Source organism: Parazoarcus sp. PS-13 R2A, assembly GCF_057621855.1.
The window spans coordinates 94,724-115,411 of sequence record NZ_JBYEXN010000015.1 but is presented as its reverse complement, the minus strand read 5'-3'; the positions used below and the strand labels follow the sequence as shown (position 1 = coordinate 115,411).

Annotated in this window: 18 protein-coding genes; 8 read left to right on the top strand and 10 right to left on the bottom strand. The window is 64.1% G+C overall.

Annotated elements, in window-relative coordinates; all coding sequences use genetic code 11:
* Positions 1-184: 184 nt before the first annotated feature.
* From AC22G6_RS14770 to purL, 5 genes are all read right to left on the bottom strand, one after another.
* Positions 185-577 (bottom strand): DUF2946 domain-containing protein, encoded by a 393-nt coding sequence (locus AC22G6_RS14770; RefSeq protein WP_487367383.1) that lies wholly within the window; start codon positions 575-577, stop codon positions 185-187.
* A gap of 92 nt (positions 578-669) precedes the next feature.
* The gene (locus AC22G6_RS14765) at positions 670-1,134 is read right to left on the bottom strand and encodes a copper chaperone PCu(A)C (protein WP_487367382.1); all 465 of its coding nucleotides are present in this window, start codon (positions 1,132-1,134) and stop codon (positions 670-672) included.
* A 10-nt stretch (positions 1,135-1,144) separates the two neighbouring features.
* Entirely contained in the window at positions 1,145-1,789 is a 645-nt protein-coding gene (locus AC22G6_RS14760) for an SCO family protein (RefSeq protein ID WP_487367381.1), read from the bottom strand.
* A 73-nt stretch (positions 1,790-1,862) separates the two neighbouring features.
* Positions 1,863-2,255: a DUF2946 domain-containing protein gene (locus AC22G6_RS14755; protein WP_487367380.1), complete on the bottom strand. Its 393-nt coding sequence runs from the start codon at positions 2,253-2,255 to the stop codon at positions 1,863-1,865.
* 318 nt (positions 2,256-2,573) lie between these two features.
* Positions 2,574-6,509: a phosphoribosylformylglycinamidine synthase gene (gene purL / locus AC22G6_RS14750; protein ID WP_487367379.1), complete on the bottom strand. Its 3,936-nt coding sequence runs from the start codon at positions 6,507-6,509 to the stop codon at positions 2,574-2,576.
* 170 nt (positions 6,510-6,679) lie between these two features.
* On the opposite strand from purL, the gene AC22G6_RS14745 reads away from it, so the two are divergent.
* From AC22G6_RS14745 to AC22G6_RS14725, 5 genes are read left to right on the top strand one after another with little or no spacing between them, the layout of a single operon-like run.
* Entirely contained in the window at positions 6,680-7,489 is an 810-nt protein-coding gene (locus AC22G6_RS14745; protein ID WP_487367378.1) for a phosphatase PAP2 family protein, read from the top strand.
* Positions 7,486-8,424 carry a lysylphosphatidylglycerol synthase domain-containing protein gene (locus tag AC22G6_RS14740; protein WP_487367377.1) on the top strand — a complete coding sequence of 313 codons (939 nt, stop codon included), beginning with the start codon at positions 7,486-7,488 and terminating at the stop codon, positions 8,422-8,424. Before AC22G6_RS14745 ends, AC22G6_RS14740 begins: the two co-directional genes overlap by 4 nt.
* Positions 8,421-9,467: a glycosyltransferase family 2 protein gene (locus tag AC22G6_RS14735; protein ID WP_487367376.1), complete on the top strand. Its 1,047-nt coding sequence runs from the start codon at positions 8,421-8,423 to the stop codon at positions 9,465-9,467. The genes AC22G6_RS14740 and AC22G6_RS14735 overlap by 4 nt, the downstream gene beginning before the upstream one ends.
* 2 nt (positions 9,468-9,469) lie before the next feature.
* Positions 9,470-11,011 (top strand): ArnT family glycosyltransferase, encoded by a 1,542-nt coding sequence (locus AC22G6_RS14730; protein ID WP_487367375.1) that lies wholly within the window; start codon positions 9,470-9,472, stop codon positions 11,009-11,011.
* Between the two features lie 2 nt (positions 11,012-11,013).
* Positions 11,014-11,760, top strand: a complete 747-nt coding sequence (locus AC22G6_RS14725; RefSeq protein ID WP_487367374.1) for a phosphatase PAP2 family protein — start codon at positions 11,014-11,016, stop codon at positions 11,758-11,760.
* Positions 11,761-11,851: 91 nt separating this feature from the next.
* Here AC22G6_RS14725 and AC22G6_RS14720 read toward each other — a convergent pair whose 3' ends face one another.
* The 3 genes from AC22G6_RS14720 to ppsA all read right to left on the bottom strand — a co-directional run bounded on the left by AC22G6_RS14720 (position 11,852) and on the right by ppsA (position 15,802).
* Positions 11,852-12,217, bottom strand: coding sequence for a hypothetical protein (locus AC22G6_RS14720; RefSeq protein ID WP_487367373.1), 366 nt, complete (start codon positions 12,215-12,217; stop codon positions 11,852-11,854).
* A gap of 12 nt (positions 12,218-12,229) precedes the next feature.
* Positions 12,230-13,204, bottom strand: coding sequence for a M23 family metallopeptidase (locus AC22G6_RS14715; protein WP_487367372.1), 975 nt, complete (start codon positions 13,202-13,204; stop codon positions 12,230-12,232).
* A 231-nt stretch (positions 13,205-13,435) separates the two neighbouring features.
* Complete coding sequence (gene ppsA, locus AC22G6_RS14710; protein ID WP_487367371.1) at positions 13,436-15,802, bottom strand: phosphoenolpyruvate synthase; 2,367 nt, start codon at positions 15,800-15,802, stop codon at positions 13,436-13,438.
* A gap of 120 nt (positions 15,803-15,922) precedes the next feature.
* On the opposite strand from ppsA, the gene ppsR reads away from it, so the two are divergent.
* The 3 genes from ppsR to msrB all read left to right on the top strand — a co-directional run bounded on the left by ppsR (position 15,923) and on the right by msrB (position 18,433).
* The gene (gene ppsR, locus AC22G6_RS14705) at positions 15,923-16,756 is read left to right on the top strand and encodes a posphoenolpyruvate synthetase regulatory kinase/phosphorylase PpsR (protein WP_487367370.1); all 834 of its coding nucleotides are present in this window, start codon (positions 15,923-15,925) and stop codon (positions 16,754-16,756) included.
* 72 nt (positions 16,757-16,828) lie between these two features.
* Entirely contained in the window at positions 16,829-17,998 is a 1,170-nt protein-coding gene (locus AC22G6_RS14700) for a DUF2863 family protein (RefSeq protein ID WP_487367369.1), read from the top strand.
* Positions 17,999-18,022: 24 nt separating this feature from the next.
* Positions 18,023-18,433, top strand: a complete 411-nt coding sequence (gene msrB / locus AC22G6_RS14695) for a peptide-methionine (R)-S-oxide reductase MsrB (protein WP_487367368.1) — start codon at positions 18,023-18,025, stop codon at positions 18,431-18,433.
* Between the two features lie 24 nt (positions 18,434-18,457).
* Here the strand turns inward: msrB and AC22G6_RS14690 are convergent, their stop codons facing one another.
* Together AC22G6_RS14690 and AC22G6_RS14685 are read right to left on the bottom strand one after the other, a co-directional pair.
* A complete protein-coding gene (locus tag AC22G6_RS14690; RefSeq protein ID WP_487367367.1) occupies positions 18,458-19,372 on the bottom strand; it encodes an alpha/beta fold hydrolase in 915 nt (304 codons plus the stop codon).
* Between the two features lie 125 nt (positions 19,373-19,497).
* Positions 19,498-20,574 carry a PQQ-dependent sugar dehydrogenase gene (locus AC22G6_RS14685; protein WP_487367390.1) on the bottom strand — a complete coding sequence of 359 codons (1,077 nt, stop codon included), beginning with the start codon at positions 20,572-20,574 and terminating at the stop codon, positions 19,498-19,500.
* Positions 20,575-20,688 lie beyond the last annotated feature (114 nt).

Below are 20,688 nucleotides of genomic sequence, written 5' to 3'. Positions count from 1 at the left end.
CGAATCGAGACAGCCGCGTGACTTCATGCCGAGTCGATTTCTGAATCTGTTCGGCAATTGCCGCGAGCGGGGTTAGCAACCAGAGGGCAGGCGGAAGACGCAGGTGAGCGTGCGCATCAGGCCTTGCGGCGGACGCGCGCCACCGCGAAACGCATGGCGCATCGCGAGTAGTCGTTCAGAGATGTCAGGCTAAAGCGGGAGGACCGCGTGAAAACGCGGAGAGCCAGACGGTGCGGGAACGCAGATGTTCGGAAGGCGCAGAAAAGCGGGCGCTGCCATCGAGAACCGCCTCAAGAACGAGGGGCGACAAGCCTGGTAGCAAGGCTGCGTGCCCCGCGTGCGGCAGGCAGAACGGGCAGGCGTTGCGCTCGCTGCCGGTTTCGAGCGGGGGGTCACGCCCCTCCTCCGCCGACAGATCGACCAGGATCATGCCGCCGGTGGTGCAGATCTCCGTCCACCGTCCAGGATCGCTCGCGCGCAGCAGCGCCTGCCCTAAAACGGGCATGAGCGCGCTCAGCAGGATCACGAATATCGCGACCCGCGCAGCAAGCACCTGGTGATGGAAACGTCTGATCATGAACAGAACGGGACTGAATCGGAACGGTGGAAACGCGCCGGCCGAGCAGACACCGCACTCAGTGCGAATGTCCGGCTGACCGGCCCGGGTGATCAGTGCATCTTGTGCATCTGCATGCCGCCGGCCGCGCTGTTGAGCGGACGCACCGGCGCATTGACCTCAACGCTTTCACGCTTGCCGTCTTTGCCTTCGACAACAACAGTCAGGGGCACCATGTCACCCTCCTTCACCTGTGCGTTGAGGTTGATGAGCATGACGTGATAACCACCGGGCTTGAGCTCGACCGCCTTGCCGGCCGGCAGATCCAGACCGGGAATGGCGCGCATCTTCATCACATCCTTCTCCATGACCATCTCGTGCACTTCAACCACTTTGGCTGCGGGCGAACGAACCTCCACAAGCTTCGCATCCACCGGCGAGGTGATCTGCATGAATGCACCGGTCGCTTTCTGTTGCGGAACGGTAGCGCGTACCCAGGGCTCAGTGACGGAAACCTGCGCAAAGACGGCAGACGAAATCAGTGCAGCAAACAGCGAGGCGACGATCTTCACTTTCATGGTGTTCTCCTTAGGGGCGGGATGAAGCTGTTTGAATCAGGGTTTGCACATCGGCCGCAACGGATTCGGCCGGACTCTGGTAGGACACGGCGAGGCGCAGGCGCCCTGCCGGATCAAAAACGTAGCTCGTTGCGGTGTGATCCATCGAGTACGAGCCGCCAGTCGGCACCTTGCGATAGAAAACACGGAATTCGTCGGCAACCTTGCGGGTTTCCTCGAGACTGGTATAGAGCCCGAGGAAGTCGGGATCGAACGCAGCGGTATAGGCCTTGAGCACACCGGGCAGGTCGCGCTCGGGGTCGACACTGACAAAGATCACCTGCAGCCTGTCGGCATCGTCGCCGAGCAGTTGCCGCACCTGCGCGGCGCGCGAGAGTGCAGTCGGGCAGATGTCCGGGCATTGGGTGAAGCCGAAGAACATCATCACGACCTTGCCGCGAAAGTCAGCGAGGCTGCGGGTCGCGCCGTCGGGGTCGAGCAGGCTGAAGTCGTGGCCGAAATTGGCGCCGGTGATGTCGGTATTTCTGAAGCTGACCGTCTCCCTGTTGCAGGCGCTCAGCGCCATTGCAATGAACAGCCCCATCAACAGGACGAGCAGCGTACGCAGCAAGCGGGTCCGCGCCAGCGCGGCGTGGAAGAAATCGTGTAAAGGCATGAATGCCTCCGGAATCGGTGATTGGCCAGCGCACGCCGCGCACAGAGTGCGGGCAGAACGCGTTCAGCGACGATCAGGAGGCAGCGGGTGGCGCGCGCGGGCTCGAAGCCGTCCACGCAAACAGTGGCCGGGGAGCGGAGAAGAAAAGCGGGGGTTCGAGCGCGGCCATGCCGATGACGGCAAATCCGGCGGACAGCTCAGGAGGCAGACCGAACGAGCCTGCGTGCGGACAGCAATAAGGGCAGGATGCAGTGGACGCGCCCGGCGCGTCGTCGCCGTGTTGCTCGCTGTCCGCATCGACCGCAATCCATTGCATGCCAGACGCCGAGCACACCTCAATCCAGCGCTGATGCCCATCCCCGAGCACCGTCATTGCCTGGCTCACCGCAGGCGCAAGCGCACCGAGCAGGATCGCAAGCGTTGCGAACCAGGCAGCAAGGCGGAATTGGCGTCTTCGGATGAACATCAATCAGGGTCGGGGCAAAGGGGCTGGCGTGCAGACTGGCAGGGTGAGCGGTAATGTCGGGCGATTATAGACGTTTCGACACATTGAAACTTGACCCAAATCATTTAATGCTGTGCGACGCGCGCCTGCAGCAGTGCGATCATGCAAGCCCCTGTTCGGCCGCACTGAAGCGCGCCCACCCTGATGGAGGCCAGGCACTGAACGCCCGCTGCGCACAGACAGTCCTGAATGGCACAACGGGGTGCCGGTTCCCCGGTCACCCCGTTGTCACGCCCGAACCGGGTCGGGCGCAGAATCAGCGAACAGGCGCCGAGCCGATCACCCCAGCCACTTGCGCGCGTTGCGGAACATGCGCAGCCACGGCGAAGCATCCGGGCTCTCGTCGATCATCCACTGCGGTGCCCACGACATCTGCAACGTGCGGGCGGTGCGCTCGGGGTGCGGCATCATGATGGTGAAGCGGCCATCTGCCGTGGTGAAGCCGGTTGCACCCAGCGCCGAACCGTTGGGGTTCTGCGGATAGGTTTCGGTCGGCTGACCATGGTTGTCGACATAGCGCAGCGCCAGCAGCGCCTTCTCGCGGTCGGCTTCAGCCGCGAACACCGCCCTGCCCTCACCGTGGCTGACGACGATCGGCATGCGGCTGCCGGCCATGCCAGCGAGCAGGATGGACGGGCTGTCGACCACCTCGGTCATCACGAAGCGGGCCTCGAACTGCTCGCTGCGGTTGCGATGGAAGGTCGGCCAGGCTTCTGCACCCGGAATGATCGGTGCGAGGTGGGCCATCATCTGGCAGCCGTTGCACACGCCCAGCGCAAAGCTGTCAGTGCGCCCGAAGAAGGCTTCGAACTCTGCGCGCAGCCTGGGGTTGAACAGGATGGACTTGGCCCAGCCCTGACCGGCACCGAGCACGTCGCCATACGAGAAGCCACCGCAGGCAGCCAGGCCGTGGAAGTCGAGCAATTGCTTGCGGCCGGACTGCAGATCCGACATGTGGACATCGACCGGCTCGAAGCCGGCACGCTCGAAGGCCGCTGCCATTTCGAACTGCGAGTTCACGCCCTGTTCGCGCAGCACCGCGACCTTGGGTCGGGCGCCGGTGGCGATGAAGGGCGCTGCGACGTCGTCCTTGACGTCGAAGGACAGCGCGACCGACAGACCGGGGTCGGTCGCATCTGCGAGACCGTCGAACTCCTGCTGCACGCACTCGGCGTCGTCGCGCAGACGGGCGATCTGGTAGCTGGTCTCGGACCAGGCCTGCATCAGCTCGCTGCGGCTGGCGGCAAGAATGCGCTTGGCACTGCGCCAGAAGCGAATTTCGTCCTTGTCGTTGGGCTCGCCGATGAAGTGATAGGTCAGGCGGGCTTCACGCAGAATCTCGGTGATCTTCGAACGCTCGTCACGACGGATCTGGATGACCGCACCGAGCTCTTCGGCAAACAGGCCGGAGATCAGCTTGTCATCGAAGCGGCCCTTGAGCATGTCGGGCTTCTTCTCGAGGCCATCGACATCGTTCATGTAGGGGTCGTAGCAGACGGTGTCGAGCACCAGCGACAGGCCGCACTTGCTGGCGAATGCCATCTCGCACACGGCTGCGAACAGGCCGCCGTCGGATCGGTCGTGATAGGCCAGGATCAGGCCTTCGCGACGCAGACGCTGGATCGTGGCAAAGAAGGCCGCGAGCTGCTCGGGGCCGACATCGGGTGCGTGCTCGCCCACCGAGTTGAAGACCTGTGCCAGCACCGAACCGCCGAGGCGGTTCTTGCCATTGCCGAGGTCGATCAGCATCAGCTCAGTTTCAACACCTTCGGGCAACTGCAGTTGCGGCGTCAGCGTGCGACGGATGTCGGTCACCGGCGCAAACGCGGTGGCAATCAGCGACAGCGGCGACACCACCTGCTTGTCCTCGCCATTGTCGGCCCATGCGGTGCGCATCGACAGCGAGTCCTTGCCCACCGGGATCGACACACCGGCCTTGATACAGAAATCCGACACCGCCTTCACCGTGTCGAAGAGCTTGGCGTCCTCGCCGCGATGGCCGGCAGCTGCCATCCAGTTGGCCGACAGCTTGACGTCGCCAAGGTCGGCAATATCGGCCGCGGCGATGTTGGTAATCGCCTCGGCCACAGCCATGCGCCCCGAAGCCGGCGCGTCGACGCAGGCCAGCGTGGTGCGCTCGCCCATGGCGAAGGCTTCCCCACGATAGCCCTGGAAGCTCATCGCGGTAACCGCGACGTCGGCCACCGGCACCTGCCACGGTCCGACCATCTGGTCGCGCGCGGTCAGGCCGCCCACCGAGCGGTCGCCGATGGTAATCAGGAAACGCTTGCTTGCCACGGTCGGGTTGCGCAGCACACGCAGGCCGGCGTCCATCAGATCCATGCCGGTGACGTCGAACGGCGGCAGATGGACGGCGCGGCGCGAGACGTTGCGCGTCATCTTCGGCGGCTTGCCGAGCAGGACCTGCATCTCCATGTCGACCGGCTTGTTGTCGAAATGACGGTCGCTCACGGTGAGGTGACCGTCAGCGGTCGCGGTACCAAGCACCGCGAAGGGGCAGCGCTCACGCTCACAGAAGGCGCGGAACTGGTCGAGGCTTTCCGGTGCAATCGCAAGCACGTAGCGCTCCTGCGATTCGTTCGACCAGATCTCGCGCGGGCTCATGCCCGGCTCTTCGATGTGCACTTCGCGCAGTTCGAAATGCGCGCCCAGGCTGGCGTGGTCGGCCAGTTCCGGCATCGCGTTCGACAGACCGCCCGCGCCGACGTCGTGGATGGCGATGATGGGGTTGGCCTCGCCCTGCTGCCAGCAGGCGTCGATCACTTCCTGGCAACGGCGCTGAATTTCAGGGTTGCCGCGCTGCACCGAGGCAAAGTCGAGATCGGCTGCATTGGTGCCGGTGGCCATCGACGAGGCAGCACCGCCGCCCAGACCGATGAGCATGCCCGGACCACCCAACTGAATCAGCAGCGTGCCCGGCGGGAAGGTCGGCTTGTGCGATTGCTGTGCCTGGATGCTGCCCAGACCGCCGGCGATCATGATCGGCTTGTGGAAGCCGCGCACCTCGCCCTGCACTTCCTGCTCGAAAGCGCGGAAGTAGCCGGTCAGGTTGGGGCGGCCGAATTCGTTGTTGAAGGCTGCGGCGCCGATCGGCCCTTCGATCATGATGTCGAGGGCGGAGGCGATGCGCTCGGGCTTGCCGTAAGGCTTTTCCCACGGTTGCTGATAGCCCGGGATGTTCAGGTTGGAGACCGAAAAGCCGGCCAGGCCCGCTTTCGGGCGCGAACCGCGACCGGTCGCACCTTCGTCGCGGATCTCGCCACCGGCGCCGGTGGCTGCGCCCGGGAAGGGCGAAATGGCGGTCGGATGGTTATGGGTCTCGACCTTGGCGAGGATGTGGGTTTCTTCACTGTGGTAAGAGAAACGACCGTTCGCATCCGGGTACAGGCGCTCGATGGCCGCGCCCTCGATCACCGAGGCGTTGTCCGAGTAGGCCACGACCGTACCTTGCGGATGGGCCTTGTGCGTGTCCTTGATCATGCCGAACAGGGTCTTCTCCATCGGACGGGCATCGATCACCCAGTCGGCGTTGAAGATCTTGTGGCGGCAGTGCTCGGAGTTCGCCTGGGCGAACATCATCAGTTCGACATCGGTCGGATTGCGTGCGATGCGGGTGAAGTTCTCGACCAGGTAATCGACTTCGTCGTCCGACAGCGCGAGCCCCAGCGTACCGTTTGCCTCTTCCAGCGCAGCGCGGCCACCACCGAGAATATCCACCGAAGTCAGCGGCTGCGGGGCGTAGTGGTGGAACAGGGCATCGGCCTCGTCCATCTTCGCCAGCACCGACTCGGTCATGCGGTCGTGCAGCTTCGCCAGCAGCTCGGGCCGGCCATCGACGCCCTTGCCCGCCAGCGTGAAGGCCGTGCCGCGCTCGATGCGCACGACCTTGTCGAAACCGCACTGATGCGCGATATCGGTCGCCTTGGAAGACCACGGCGAGATCGTGCCCAGGCGGGGAACGACCAGCATCATGGTGCCGGCCGGCGCCGTCGGCGTCTCCGGCGTGGCACCGAGCAGATCGACCAGACGGGCGGTCTCTTCGGCGTCCAGCGCGGCATTCAGTTCAACGAAATACCAGTGCTCGGCGGCCAGCCCCTGCAGTTTGGGCAGCACTTCGGCCACACTGCGGGAGAGACGATCCAGGCGGGACCGGGAGAGCGCGGCAGCGCCACGGAGCTTGAGGATTTGGGTCATGTCTGTCGAAACGCGAAAAAAGAGGTACCGAACAACGGCAATCGGAAGCGCGGAATTATACCCGAGGCGCTCCCTCCCCCGACGCGGATGAAGCGTCTGTGACAAAGCTGCGCGGCTAGAAGTACGGGGGATCAGCTAAAATGCGCCTTTGTCTGCCCGCCCCACGCCCGATGAGCGCTTCCGTTTCACGTTTCGCGAGCGATGACTCACCCTCGATCGGGTGGTTCGTCTTCCCTGCCGCAGTGTGCGCACTGTGTGCAGCAGTGCTGGCTGCGCTCGGCCTGAACGAGACCTGGTTCATCGCCTGGAACACCGCTGCAAGCGGCATCGCACCGGGATTCGTGTGGGCCGGCATCACCAACCTGGCCTCGACGCTGGGCGCCTTCGCGCTGATCACGCCTGCACTTGCGTGGCGTCCGCGCTGGCTCGCAGCCACCCTGCTCGCGGCCCCCGTCGCCACCCTGTATACCCACGGCCTGAAACAGTTTTTTGCCGAACCACGGCCTGCCGCCGTGCTCGCGCAGGATCAGTTCAACGTTGTCGGCCTGCCGCTGCGCACCGACTCCTTTCCCTCCGGACACTCGCTTACCGCCTTCGTCATAGCGGGCGTGGTCGTACTCTGTGCCAGCCCTGCGGTGCGCCGGCAATGGGCGTGGGTTGTCCTCGCGGCTGCGGTTCTGATGTGCTTTTCCCGCGTTGCCGTCGGTGCGCACTGGCCGCTCGACCTGTTTGCCGGGGCGGCGGGTGGATGGCTGAGTGCGGTCATCGGCGTGCGCTGGTCCGCTCACTGGCGCTTCTGGGAACGCCGACGCGGCGTGCAGACCATGGGGGCGCTGATGATCCTGGTCGCCGTGCTGCTTGCGTTCGAGGACCTCGGCTACCCGGAAGGGCTGTGGATGCAGTACCTGCTGGTGGTGTGGGGCATGGCCGGCGCCGTTTTCGCACTGGTGCGCCCGGTGACCGGCAAGGTGCCCGCATGAAGCGCGCCATTGCAATCCTGCTCAGCCTCGGTCTGCTGGGCTGGTTTCTCGCCGACGCCCGCTGGCAGACCCTGGGCACGGCGCTGGGCCGCCTGACCCCCGCCATCGTGGCCGTCGCCGTGGCCGGCTTTGCCGCCAGCTACCTGCTGCGCGCACTGCGCGTGTACGACGAATTCCGTCGCGATGCCGCGGGCCGCTTCGGCGCCTGCGTGCGCATCGTGCTGATGCACAATGCGATGGTCAATATCGTGCCCTTCCGGGGTGGTGAGGCCGCATTCCCGCTGCTGCTGCAGCGTACCTTCGGCACGCCGCTGCCGCGGGCGATTGCCTCGCTGTTCTGGTTCCGCCTGCAGGATGCGCTCGTGGTCGGCATGGTCGCGGTCGCGGTATGGCCCGAACTGCCTCTGGCACTGCGCATTGCGGGCCTGGTCGCGCTCGCCGTCTTTGCCTGGGGCCTGCCGCGCTGGGCACGCAAGCCACATGACTGGGCAGAGCGCGGTGCGTTCGCGGGCAAACTGGCGAAGCTGCGCAACGCATTTGGCGAATCCACCCGTCACGCCCGTTTCGGCTGGCTATGGACGGTTTCCAACTGGTCGGTGAAGCTCGCCGCGCAGGCGTGGTTGCTCGCAGCCCTGCTCTCCACCGGCATGCCGGAGGGCGCAGCCGGTGCGCTCGGCGCAGAGCTCGCCGCCATTCTTCCGATTCAGGGCGTGGCCGGTTTCGGCACCTACGAAGCCGGCGCCGCCGCCGCCCTGCTGCCCGCCGGCATCGCTTTCGGCGACGGCCTGCAGGCGGCACTCGCCCTCCATCTTTTTGTCATTGCCTGTGCGCTGAGCGCAGGCGCGCTGGCCTGGCTGTTCCCGAACGCCGGCCCGGCAGCTGCCGCAACATCGGCACAAGCCCATTCATCTTCCGAGAGTGCATCCCGTTCATGAACAAGTCGCCCCTGCCCCACGCCGAACCGCAGATCCCCGAGGGCCTGCCCGAGCACACCCTGTCCGTGGTGGTGCCGATGTACAACGAGGCGGAGAACGTCGAGCCGCTGCTCGACCGCATTCATCTCGCCCTCGGTCCCTACCCGTGGCCCTGGGAAGTGGTGCTGGTCGATGACGGCAGCTCGGACGCCACGCCGCTTGAGCTGGCGCGCTGCGCCAAGCAGTTCGGCCCTCACGTCCGTGTTGTCGAACTGATGCGCAACTTCAAGCAGACCGCCGCGATGCAGGCCGGGCTCGATGCCGCCCGCGGCAGCGTGATCGTGACCATGGACGGCGATCTGCAGAACGACCCGATCGACATCCCGCGCATGGTGTACCGCCTGCTCACGGAAGATCTCGATCTCGTGGCCGGCTGGCGCAAGGATCGCCAGGACGGGCTGCTGCTGCGCAAGATTCCGTCACGCATCGCCAACCGCCTGATCGCCCGCCTCACCGGCGTGCATCTGCGCGACTACGGCTGCAGCCTCAAGGTGTTCCGCGGCTCCGCCATCAAGAGCGTGCGCCTGTACGGCGAAATGCACCGCTTCATTCCCGCGTGGCTGGCGACCGTCACCACGCCGCGACGCATTGCCCAGGAAGTCGTCACCCACCACGCACGGGTGTTCGGCCAATCCAAGTACGGCATCTCGCGCACCTTCCGCGTCATTCTCGACCTCGTCTTCGTGTACTTCTTCATGCGCTTCCGCACGCGCCCGGGTCACTTCTTCGGCGGCATCGGTATCGGCCTCGGCGCCCTGGGCAGCCTGATCCTGGCCTACCTCGGTTTCGTGAAGATCTTCCTCGGCGAAGAAATCGGCACCCGCCCCCTGCTCTTCGGCGGCTTCTTCCTGGTGATTGCGGGCGTTCAGATGGTGACGTCCGGGGTACTGGCAGAGCTGCTCACCCGGGTCTATTACGAGTCGGGCACGTCGCGCCCCTACCTTTCCCGCCCGGCCGTCGAACTTTCAGCGGATGAGGGCTGGCGCCAGCCCGTCGAGGCGTGAGCATGCTGTCGCGCAACCCCGTCGTCGCCACCCTGATCCTGCTGCTGCCGCTGGCGAGCTTCTTTCTGCTGCTGGGCGGTGCGCCGCTGTTTGACGTAGACGAAGGGGCCTTCTCCGAGGCAACCCGCGAGATGTTCGCGCGCGGGGACTTCCTGTCCACCTATCTCAACGGCGAGCACCGCTTCGACAAGCCGATTCTGGTGTACTGGTTTCAGGCGCTGGGCTACCTGATCTTCGGCGCCACCGAGTGGGCCTTCCGTCTGCCTTCCGCAGTTGCGGCAGTGATCTGGAGTTACGCCACCTGGTATTTCGCGCGCCAGCGTTTCGGCCCGGACACTGCGCTTGCCGCACTCGCCGTCGCCGCCACCGCCATCGGCCCCTTCGCCATCGGGCGTGCGGCCACCGCCGACGCCCTGCTCAACATGCTGCTGGCGCTGGCACTGTTCGATGCCTGGCGTCATCTGGAGTCGGGCCAGCGCACGCCCTTGCTGCGCAGCTACGTCTGGATTGCGCTGGGCGTGCTCACCAAGGGGCCGATTGCCCTGATCGTGCCGGGCACGGTCACGCTGCTGTACTGCGCCACGCGCGGCGAATGGAAGCGCTGGGCACGCTCCGTGTTCGACCCCACGGGCTGGGCGATTCTCGCCGTCCTGGTCACGCCCTGGTACGTCTATGCGCTGTTCACCCACGGACAGAACTTCATCGACGGCTTTATCCTCAAGCACAACGTCGAACGCTTCACCGGCACCCTCGAAGGGCATACCGGCAGCCTGTTCTATTACATCTTTGCCGTTCCGCTGCTGCTGCTGCCATGGACCTCGCCGCTGATCGCGTCGCTGCGAAACATCCGCGCCGACGCGGGCACCGGCGTGCGCCGTTTCCTGTGGATCTGGGCCGGGTTCGTCGTCGTCTTCTTCTCGCTCTCCGGCACCAAGCTGCCGCACTACGTGCTCTATGGCTCGACCCCGCTGTTCCTGCTGATCGCAGCACACCGCGACAGTCTGCGCCGGGGCTGGGTGCACTTCGCACCGCTCACCCTGCTGCTAGCGCTGTTCGTGGCCCTGCCGCTGGTGTTCGATCTGCTCTCGGCGAGCTCGGCGGGCAATGCCTACTACCGTGCCCAGCTCGGCGATGCGCTGGCGCGTGCCGATGCGATCTACTACACCGTCACCCTTGCCTGCCTGCTGCTGTGGCTGGCAGTCGCATTTCGCCTGCCGGCGGGCATCTGGTCAAAGATGATGGTGGGTGCGGCGCTGCAGGTACTGGCACTGACCACGGTCGTCGTCCCCTGGGTCGGCAACGTGCTGCAAGGGCCCGTGAAGGAAGCCGCAGCCTTCGTGCGCGAGCGACCCGAGCCCGTGGTGGCATGGCGGCTCGACGTGCCCAGCCTCAGCGTCTACCGCGAGGCCGTCACACCCTCGCGTGCGCCGCTTGCCGGTGAGCTTGCCGTCACCCGCATCGATCGCGTACCTGAAACCGGATACGAAACACTGTTCCTCAAGGGCGGTGTTGCAGTTGTCAGGCAGCAAACCGCAGAGGAATGAACATGGACGCAGCACAGACCCCGGCCGGCACTGCGCCTGAAGGCGGACCGCGAAGCCGCCTCACCCTGATCATGCTGGTCAGCATGCTGGCCTGCTCCGCACTGTTTCTGCTGTGGCCTGAAATCGATCTCCGCACCAGCGCTGCCTTCTACACCGAGGGCAGCGGCTTCTGGGGCGAGCGCAATGCATTCGTGATGGCGCTGTACCGGGGCATTCCGATGATGTCGAACGCCATCATCATCGGCCTCTTCATTGCGCTCTTTGCCTACATGTTTCAGCGCGGCCTTCAGGGTGCCCGCAGGCGCATCCAGGTCGGCTACCTGATCACGGCGCTCATCCTCGGCCCCGGCCTGCTGATCGACGTCGTGCTGAAGGATCACTGGGGACGGGCGCGACCGGCAAAGGTCACCGAGTTTGGCGGCGCCGCGACCTTTTCGCCCGCCATCATTCCGACCGATCAGTGCGGCAAGAACTGTTCGTTCGTCAGCGGCCATGCATCGGCAGGCTTCTATTTCGTCAGTCTCGGCTTTCTCGGCGGGGTTGCAGCCCGCCGGCGGTGGACGCTGATCGGACTCGGACTCGGCGCGGTCTTCGGGTTTGGTCGCGTCGCACAGGGCGGACATTTTCTGAGCGACATCGTCTTCAGCTTCTACGCAACCTGGTTCGCCGCGTGGCTGGCATGGGTGATCTTCATAAAACTCGGCTGGATGAGCGACCCCGACGAAACCGGAGCCACCACGCCCGGCTGATCCTCGCACCCCGTTTCAAGCCGGGCATCGCACAACCCCGACATCGCGTCTGTCGCCGCAGCGCATGCACACGGCGCAGGCCGTGCTCCGCTCAGCGCGGCTTGGGGCTTGCCGTTCGCGACTTGAGAAAGGCCAGTTCGGCCTGACGCTTCTTCAGCGCATCGTTGAGTTCAGCCAGCTGGCGCTCCAGCTCGGCCCGGGTCGCGCGCTCCATCTCAAGCGCAAGACGCCCCACACTGAGCTCCTCGGCAAGGCGCTGATTGTCCTGCTCCAGCGCCTGCACCTTGACCCCATGCGCCAGGTCGGTGTCGAGATACCACACCAGGCAGATCAGAAAAGTCAGCAAGGCTCCGCCAATCGCGGCCCCGATCACCAGCTTGCGCTGGTGCGCGGCAATACGGTCGCTGACGGCGTCCTCTCCCAGACGACGCGGGCGAAAACCGGCGAATCGGTTCACAGTGGCACTGCGTCAGGAGTTGTCGAGGTAACGCAGGGGATTGACGAAGGCCCCGTTGCGGAGCACTTCGAAGTGCAGGTGCGCGCCGGTCGAGCGGCCGGTCGAACCCACCGCGGCGATCCGCTGCGACGGCGTCACCACGTCGCCCACCTTCACGAACAGACGCGAACAGTGCGCATAGCGACTCACGAGCCCGTTACCGTGATCGATCTCGACCAGATAGCCGTACTCGCGGTGATAGCCGGAAAATACCACCCGACCGCCGGCACTGGCATGAATCGGGGTGCCCGCACGCGCCTGAAAATCGAGACCGGAATGAAACGCACTGCGCCCGTTGAACGGATCGACCCGGGTGCCAAATGACGAGTTGCGACGCCCGTTAGGCACCGGATTACGGCTCGGAAAGGCCATCTGCGCAAGGTCGAGTTCGGTGGCTGCACGATCGACCTCGAACAGCACGGCGCCCAGACGCTCAAGCTCGTATTCGAGATCGGTCAGGCCCGCGCCCTGGTCGTCGAATGCGGCCAGCGCGGCATCCGCCTGACCCGTACTGCCAAGCAGCGAAATCAGCGGTCCACCACTTGCGCCGACCGCTTTCCTGGCCGCTTCGGACTGCGTGGCAGCGGTCTTTCCGGCTTCCGCCGCCGGCGGCACTGCCTGTGTGGCCGCAGCGCTCTCGGCACCGGTGCCCTTGCCCTTCAGGACGCCCACCCGCTTGGCGAGTGTCAGCGCCTCGGATTCGAGCCGTGCAAGTTTTCCGGAGATCTCGCCCAGCCGATCGACCAGAAAACGGCCTTCGGGATGGTCCACACTCAGCGGAGAGGCAGGCGTGTCGACCTCGGCACGCCCCACACCGACGCCGAGCGCGAAAGCACCACCGGCCACTGCAAGCAGGGTTCCTGATGCAATCAGGATCAGGGCGCGCGAACTCAGCGTGCGGACACGCGAGCGGCTGAAGCGTCCCATGGAAAGAATGACCAGTGCCATCCCCTTCCTCCGATAAGTGCCCGCCAGCCTGAACGAATCCCGGCGTGCGGCCTGATAGTGGGGTGTGCCGACCGCAGTGGCGGTTACATCCCCGCACAACTGATTTGGTCAAACACAAAACAGCAGGAGTCTATCACTAAGTTCGGATAAGGAAAGCACTGCAGATTCTGGCAGCCGTAAACGCACAACGACGACCTGAGTCGCCGTTGTGCCTTGATGCCGAAGTACGCTTTACTTGGAAGCGTGCGTCGACAGGCTCAGCCAGGTCGAGACCACGGTGTCCGGGTTCAGCGAAATGGTCTGAATGCCTTCATCCATGAGCCACTCGGCAAAGTCGGCGTGGTCCGAAGGGCCCTGACCGCAGATGCCGACGTACTTGTCGAGACGATTGGCCGACTGGATCGCCATCGACAGCAGCGCCTTCACTGCTTCGTCGCGCTCGTCGAAGGCATGCGCCACCAGACCGGAGTCGCGGTCCAGGCCCAGGGTGAGCTGGGTCAGGTCGTTGGAGCCGATCGAGAAGCCGTCGAAGAACTCAAGGAACTTGTCAGCCAGCAGCGCGTTGGACGGGATCTCGCACATCATGATGAGCTTGAGATCGTTCACGCCACGCTTCAGACCATGCTCGGCGAGCAGATCCACCACGCCCGAAGCCTCTTCGAGGTTGCGCACGAACGGAATCATGATCTGGACGTTGGTCAGACCAAGCTCGTTGCGAACCTTGCGCATTGCGGCGCATTCCATCTCGAAGCAGTCACGGAAGGAGTGCGCGATGTAGCGCGACGCACCGCGGAAGCCCAGCATCGGGTTTTCTTCTTCCGGCTCGTAGATGTCGCCACCCAGCAGCTTGCGGTACTCGTTCGACTTGAAGTCGGACATGCGCACGATCACGGGCTTCGGATAGAAAGCCGCAGCAATCGTGGCCACACCTTCGACCAGCTTCTCGATGAAGAACTGCTTCGGCGTGGCGTAGCCGCGCGAACGGCGATTGATCTCGTCGCGCAGACTGGCCGGCACCTGGCCCAGTTCGAGAATGGCCTTCGGGTGAATGCCGATCATGTTGTTGATGACGAACTCGAGACGGGCCAGACCGACACCGCCGTTGGGGATCTGCGCGAACTCGAAGGCGAGTTCGGGGTTGCCCACGTTCATCATGATCTTCACCGGGATCTCGGGCAGATTGCCCATGTCGGTGGTGATGACCTCGAATTCGAGCTTGCCACGGTACACGTAGCCGGTATCGCCTTCGGCGCAGGACACGGTCACCGAGTCGCCTTCGGAAAGGATGTCGGTGGCGTTGCCACAACCCACGATGGCCGGAATGCCGAGCTCACGCGCGATGATCGCAGCGTGGCAGGTACGACCGCCACGGTTGGTGACGATGGCGCTGGCGCGCTTCATCACCGGCTCCCAGTTGGGATCGGTCATGTCCGTCACCAGGATGTCGCCAGCCTGGACGCGGTTCATTTCGGACGCATCCTTGACCACGCGCACGGTGCCGGCGCCGATCTTCTGACCGATGGCGCGGCCATGGGTCAGTGCCTTGCCGTACTGCTTGAGGCGGTACTTTTCCATCACGTGGCCGGAGGACTGGCTCTTCACCGTCTCGGGGCGTGCCTGGAGGATGTACAGCTTGCCGTCGACGCCGTCCTTGCCCCACTCGATATCCATCGGGCGGCCGTAGTGCTTTTCGATGACCACTGCGTAGCGCGCGAGTTCGAGCACGTCTTCGTCGGTCAGCGAGAAGCGGTTGCGATCGGCCTCGGGCACATCGATCGTGCGCACCGACTTGCCGGCTTCCTTCTTGTCCGCGAACACCATCTGGATGAGCTTGGAACCGAGGTTGCGGCGAACCACAGCCGGACGGCCCAGTGCCAGCATGGGCTTGTGTACGTAGAACTCGTCTGGGTTCACCGCACCCTGGACGACAGTCTCGCCCAGGCCGTAGGATGACGTGATGAAAACCACGTCCTTGAAGCCGGACTCGGTATCGATGGTGAACATGACGCCGGAAGCACCGGTATCCGAACGCACCATGCGCTGCACGCCAGCCGACAGCGCAACGTCGGCGTGTGCAAAATCCTTATGAACGCGATAGGCGATCGCGCGGTCGTTGTACAGGGAAGCAAACACTTCCTTCATGGCGTGCAGGATGTTCTCGTAGCCATGAATGTTGAGGAAGGTTTCCTGCTGACCGGCAAAGGATGCGTCGGGCAGGTCTTCCGCGGTCGCCGAAGAGCGAACGGCAAAGCTGCCCTCACCTTCAGAGGTAATCTTCTCGTAAGCCGCCTTGATCTCGGATTCGAGCTGAGCCGGGAACGGGGTATCGACGATCCACTGACGAATCTCGGCACCGACCTTGACCAGCGCATCGACGTCGTCGACGTTGAGGGCATCAAGTGCGGCATTGATCCGGTCAGCCAACCCGTTGTGAGCAAGGAACTCGCGATAGGCGTCGGCGGTGGTGGCAAAACCACCTGGAACGCGAACGCTCGAAGGCAGCTGGCTGATCATCTCGCCGAGCGAGGCGTTCTTTCCGCCGACCTTGTCGACATCGGTCATGCGAAGTTCTACGAAGGGAATGACGTAACGGCTCATGAGTGGCTTCCGGATTCCATGAAGTGACAGCAAAATGCGATTTTACAGAAAAATTGTGCTCTGCCGCACGGCAGGGTATGCCCTAATCACAATTTGACACATCAGAAAGAGCCATCGCACATGAGCAACCTTCCGAACCGGACAGTTTTTTTCATCTCCGACGGCACCGGCATCACCGCGGAAACACTGGGACACAGCCTGCTGGCACAGTTCCCGGACGCCCGTTTTCGCCAGGTCCGGATCCCATTTGTCGATGATCTCGACAAAGCGATTGAATGTGCAAGCCAGATTCGAGACGCATTTGTTACCGACGGCACGCGGCCAATCGTGTTCAGCACCTTGGTCAACCCCAAGACGGTCGAAGCCCTGCACAAGGCCGACGCCCTGTTTCTGGAGCTCTTCGACCGCTTCATCGGCCCGCTCGAGTCGGAACTCGGGCAGCGCTCGACCCACGCCGTCGGCCGCTTTCACGGCATTGCGGACAGCAACGACTACAAGAACCGCATCGAGGCGATCAACTTCGCGATGGCCCACGACGACGGCGTCTCGTCCGACGGCGAACTGGCCGAAGCCGATGTCATCCTGGTTGGTGTCTCCCGCTCGGGAAAAACACCCACCAGCCTTTACCTCGCCATGCAGTTCGGCGTGAAGGCTGCCAATTATCCGCTTATTCCGGAAGATTTCGAGCGCAACAAGCTCCCCGGCGAGCTTCATCGCTATCGCAGCAAGCTGTTCGGACTCACCATCGCACCCGAACGCCTGTCGCAGATCCGCCAGGAGCGCCGGCCCAACAGTCGCTATGCGTCGCACGACAACTGCACCTACGAAATTGACGCAGCGCAAAAACTGATGCGCCGCGAGAACATCCGCTGGCTCGACTCCACGACCAAGTCCATCGAGGAAATCTCGGCAACCATCCTGCAGACCGTCCGCCTCAACAAACCGGCATACTGAACCGGCTACGCTAGAATGGCTCAAAGTGTTCAAGAGCTCATCCGAACACATCATTGCCACACAGGACATGAGATGAAAAGACCGCGCATCAAGCGCCGCGGCGGCATTGGCCGCCTTGCTGAACAACTTGTCTGGCTCTCCACAGGCCTTGCCGAATCCGGCTGCCGGGTTGAGGACCACTACTGGGAGGAGCGGCTGACGAGTGCTATCGACACCATCCTGAGCAACGACGACGAAGATACGCTGAACAGCGCCCTCGACCGCCTGTTCGGGAGCGAAAGCCCGGGCTACGACGAACTTGCTGACCACATCGAATCGCGCTCGGAGTCGGCTGCAGGCGTCGCCCCGGAGCACGACATCCTGCTCATCGCAGCGCCCATCCTGGCATGGTCGCGGTTCAGCATCCCCGCCACGTCACTGTCCGCGTCGACGCTGGCAAACCTGCGGGTGCACCTGCAGGCGCACGTGCTTGCCTCGGATACGCAACTGGCGATTGCCGACTTCCTCTTCAGCCCCGACCAGTTGCCGCAGGGCTACTGCTCAACGGCCGGCTTTGCAGGACTGGCCGGGCGTGCCGCCATCAGCGGGCAGGACTTTCACATCGACACGGCCGGCATGCCGGAAACATCGCAGTTTCTGTCCGACACACGTTACCTGCTTGCTGCGGTTGCCGTGCGCAAGGGCGAAGCCCTGTTCCGCTGGCAGGAGCAGGATGGCAGTCGCGAACAGGCGCTCACCCAGTGGCGCAGCCAGGGCGGTGCCTGCCTCGCCCCGCTGATGCCGGGCTGCGTCCTCGAACTCGTGCTGCCCGAAGCCTACTTCAGCGCCTGCCGGGCGGCCGACAAGGCCAGCAGGCCCTACTCCATCCGCGCATCGGTCGCCTTCCTTGGTGCCGCGCTCGACGCCCCTGCCCCCAAGCTGCTGGCGGTGATTGCGCCGTTCCGTGACGAAGAGATCGAGGAATACCGCATCGGCTTCACCATGCACGGCCGCGAAGACGTGCTGCATGGCGTCGTATGGCCCCTGCTTGGTGCAGAGGATGAAACCATCGATGTGCCCGCTGAAATCGAAGCCGTGCTGCGCGAATGCGGCGTCGGCGAGGTGCGTTACCTCGACCACCGTTTCCCGCTGGAATACTGCGAGGACTGTGGCGCCCCGATGTACCCCTCGCCCGAAGGCGAGATCATGCACGCCGAGATGCCCGAAGAGCAGACCGAACACGTGCCGCGCCACCTGCACTGAGCGGGGCGCGCACAGGAGACAGACATGAGTCGAACAATCGAGAAATCCGACGCCGCCTGGCGCGAACTGCTGACGTCCATCCAGTACCACGTCGCGCGCGAGAAAGGCACGGAACGCGCCTTCACCGGGGAATACTGGAACACCTGGGACAAGGGCGAGTATCACTGCGTGTGCTGCGACGCACCGCTTTTTGCTTCCGAGCACAAGTTCGATGCCGGCTGCGGCTGGCCCAGCTTCTGGACTGCAGCCGAAGCGGAAAACGTCGAGTCTGCAGAGGACAACAGCCATTTCATGCGCAGGACCGAAGTGCTGTGCCATCAGTGCGGCGCCCACCTCGGGCATGTCTTCGAGGACGGCCCTCAGCCGACCGGCCTGCGCTACTGCATTAATTCAGCATCGATCCGCTTCATCCCCGAGGAAAAATCGGGAGACTGAGCGGACAAACCCTGCTTCGGGCCCTCAGGCCTGAAGCAGGAATTCGCGCACGACCGAAATCTGCGCCGGGTCCATCAGCATCGGTGCATGGCCGATGCCTTCAAATTCAACGATCCTTGCCTTGGGACCGCGAACTGCCATGGCCTCGAGGGTTTCGTGTTCCAGCAGATCGGACTCGGCCCCGCGCAGGGCCAGCGTCGGGCAGCGGACCCGCTCGTAGGTGTCCCACATGTCGATGTCCATCACGATCGGAAGCTGGCGGAAAGCTTCGCCGATGCCCGGGTCATAGATCATTGCAAATCCATCGGCGACCGGTCTCACGGTGTATTGAGTCAGGTGGCGCCACTGCGCATCCGTCAGCGGCCCAAATGGGGCGCTGACCTCACGCACGTAGGCCTCGGCGGCCTCCATCGACGGAAAGACCGGTGCGGTGCCCACATAGGGTCCGATCCGGCGCAGGGACACCGCGGTGATCACCGGGCCCACATCATTGAGCACGAGCCGGCTGATCGGCGAATGCGGCTGAGCGGCGATCAGCATGCCGATAATGCCCCCCATCGAGGTTCCCACCCAATGCACCTTCTCGACATTGAGCCGGGCGATGAGCGTGATCATGTCGGCCACATAGAGCGGAAAGCCGTAGTCCGACTTGACCCCGAGCCAGTCACTGCGACCGCGCCCTACGACATCCGGGCAGATCACGCGGTACTCGTCCGAGAGCGCGATCGCGAGATCATCGAAGTCGCGCCCGTTTCGCGTCAGGCCGTGCGCACAGATCACGACCCGCGGGTTGTCGCGGTCGCCCCACTCCGTGTAAGCCATGCGATGCAGGCCATGCGGACCGATGCATTGAACCGAGCCTTCACGCAGCCCGCGGTAGGGCCGAACCGGCGCGGGAGGCGCCTTGAACAGATTGCGCAGGTTGTCGAGCAGGCTCATTGCGTGGGCACCGGTAATCAGAATGGTTCGAGTCTAGCACCATCCATGCCAGTCCACGATTCATCCAGCGGGCACCATGAAGCCCTTCGGATTCAAGCCATGGCCGAGCGCGCAGCACGCATCGATCAGCCCGGATCAAGCCTCAGCACCGAACCCTCGGTTTCCTCCAGCAGCCACAACTTGCCGTCCGGCCCCTGACGAACATCCCGGATACGGCGTCCGACATCCTCCAGCAGCCGTTCGGCCTCGCGCACCTTGCCGCCCTCCTCGCTCATTCGCGCCAGCAGGCGGAACTTGAGCGCCCCCACGAACAGGTTGCCCTGCCATCCCGGATAGACGTTGCCGGTGTAGAAGCTCATGCCCGATGGCGCAATCGAGGGCGTCCACTGGTGGCGAGGCGGCTCGACATCGGCCCGCTCCGTGCCCTCGCCGATGCGCGTACCGATGACATACTCCCGGCCATAGGTAATCACCGGCCAGCCGTAGTTGCGCCCGGGCAGAATCTCGTTGATCTCGTCGCCCCCCTGCGGTCCGTGCTCATGCGCCCAGAGCGTGCCGGTCAGCGGATGCAGCGCGGCACCCTGAACGTTGCGATGGCCATAGGACCAGATCTCCGGCAGCACCCCCGCATTGCCGACAAAGGGATTGTCCGGCGGCACCGAACCATCGGGCCGGATGCGCACAATTTTCCCCATGTGACTGTCCAGATCCTGCGCACGGTCACGGAAACTGTAGCGGTCGCCCAGCGTGACGAAGAGATTGCCGTCGCGCCCGAAAACCAGTCGTGAGCCCCAGTGGTGGCCGCCCGACGGGGACTCGTTCTGTGCAAAGATGATCTTCACTTCACTCAGCTTCAGCGCATCGCTGTCCAGCACTGCACGCGCCACGGCGGTGCGTGCCCCGTCCCGCGTGGGCTGTGCAAAGGAGAAGAAGATCGTGCGGTCCGTTGCAAACGCCGGACTGAGCACAACATCAAGCAGGCCGCCCTGTCCGCGCGAGTGCACATCGGGCACGCCCGCGATCGGCGCAGACACCGTGCCGTGTGGCGACACGATGCGCATGCGCCCCGGGCGCTCGGTCACCAGCATGCGGCCATCCGGCAGAAAGGCCAGAGACCAGGGCGTCTCAAGCCCGCTTGCCACTACCGTGACCCGTACCGGGCTCGCTGCCTGGGTCATGCCGACCACCAGCAACAGCACCATCGACAGCAGCCCGCTTCTCAGCCACCCGCTCACGCCGGACACACATCGTTTTCCAGCCATCTTCAACCTCCCGATTCGGGCGTTCGCCCATGGCTTCACCTAGATCTGAGGCAG